Source organism: Streptomyces sp. NPDC001156 (genome assembly GCF_053598275.1).
In genome coordinates this window covers 1-1,593 of sequence record NZ_JBSFJX010000513.1, presented here as the reverse complement: position 1 = coordinate 1,593, position 1,593 = coordinate 1, and the positions used below count along the sequence as shown (strand labels likewise).

Annotated in this window: 1 protein-coding gene; it reads right to left on the bottom strand. The window is 66.3% G+C overall.

The window, feature by feature from the left end:
* Positions 1 to 353: 353 nt before the first annotated feature.
* Positions 354 to 1,241, bottom strand: coding sequence for an NmrA family NAD(P)-binding protein (locus ACWDA7_RS52715; RefSeq protein WP_450615320.1), 888 nt, complete (start codon positions 1,239 to 1,241; stop codon positions 354 to 356).
* Between the last annotated feature and the right edge of the window lie 352 nt (positions 1,242 to 1,593).

Below are 1,593 nucleotides of genomic sequence, written 5' to 3'. Positions count from 1 at the left end.
GCGGGAGACCAGTGCATCCACCACCGTTCGGGATGCGCCAGTTGACCAGGATTGGGTACAAGACTCACTCCTGCTCACTGACTAGGAACGGTGTGGTGTTGAGATCGAGCTGGACGAGTTCGATGATGCCGCGGGCGGCGTCTGGCTTCACTGGCGACTGCACGACCGCACCCAGGAAAGGGTCCGGGCGCACGCAGCCGGGACACAGGCCGGACGGGCTGCGCACCGAGGCGGCCAACCGCGCTCTGTCCCTGCTTTCGAGGACGCCTGGTCCACGGTGATGCTGCGCTGCTCATCGATGCGTTCGGGAATCAGGGGCAGCTGCGTACTCCGGCCGGGCCCGTCGGGGGAGGTCAGCTTGCTGACTTGGCGGGGCTGAGCCCGAAAGCGGAGCGGTTCTCGTTGATGAACTCCTCGACCGTCACCAGCGGCTGGCCGGTGATGCTCGGGGCCGCGTCGCTGACACCTGCCAGCAGCCCTTCCTGCTGGTCGATGATGATCGCCTCGAAGTGCTTGAGCTTGGCGGTGTCGTTCAGAAGACCGATCGACTCAAGGAACGTGCTCACGGTGATCTGCTCGAAGGGAAGGTCCTTGCCCAGCACCCGGCTCACCTCGGCCGCGAGCTCCTGGTGGCTGTACTCCACCGGGCCGGTGAGCCTGTAGGTCTGGCCGGCGTGCTTCTCGGGCGAGGCGAAGATCTTGGCGGCGGTCAGTGCGACGTCACGGCCGGCGATCGGAGCGACGCGGCTGTCCCCGTTGAAGGGCATCGCGTAGCGGCCACGGCGGATGAACCCGGAGATGTAGAGCAGCCACTGCGCGAAGACCGTGGGCCGCAGGTGGGTGGTCGGGACACCGGACCAGTCGAAGACCTGCTCGGCCAGCCAGTGGTTCTGGGTGGTCTTGCTGCGCGCGATGGGACGCGACTGAAAATGCGACATGTTCACGATGAGCTTGAGCTTCTGCTCCTTCGCTGCCTGCGCGAACATGACGGCCGCCTCCACCAGGCCCTCCGCTACCGGGTAGTTGAAGTAGGCGCGCTGGACCCCCTCCAGGGCCGCTCGCACGTCACGGAGGTTGAGGAGGTCACCGAAGACGACCTCGGCGCCCGCCTCGCGCAGCTCCTGTGCCCGTGCATCGTCCTTGCGGACCAGGGCGCGGACGTTGAAGCCGTCCTTGAGCAGGTAGTCGACCATCGGCCGGCCGGTGGCACCGTTGGCGGTGGTGATCAGAATGGTGGTCATTTTGTCTCTTCTTTCACCTTGTGGGGTTACGGACAGGAGGGCGCGGCGTCGGCGCTGCCCCGGGCTGCCGGCCGGGGCAGGTCGGCCGTTGGCGCCGTTCAGGAGGTCGGCGTGGCGCGGCCGACCACTCAAAGTGATCGTGGCCTGCGGTCACGCACAACATAAGAGCATATGCTCGTATGTTGTGCGTCAAGCGAGGTGAGCGAAGCCGGTGCCTATTCCTCCCCGACCCTCGCGGTCGGGGCGACGACCTCGACCAGTCCGGTCTCGACGTCGTAGACGAGCCCTGTCACAAGGCCTGCGGGCATCCTGGTCTTGAGGACCTCCTTGAGGACCCCGACGTCGAGCCGGA

Coding starts and splice junctions, on each gene's coding strand:
- ACWDA7_RS52715 (WP_450615320.1), bottom strand. CDS start 1,241: ATGACCACCATTCTGATCACCACCGCCAACGGTGCCACCGGCCGGCCG.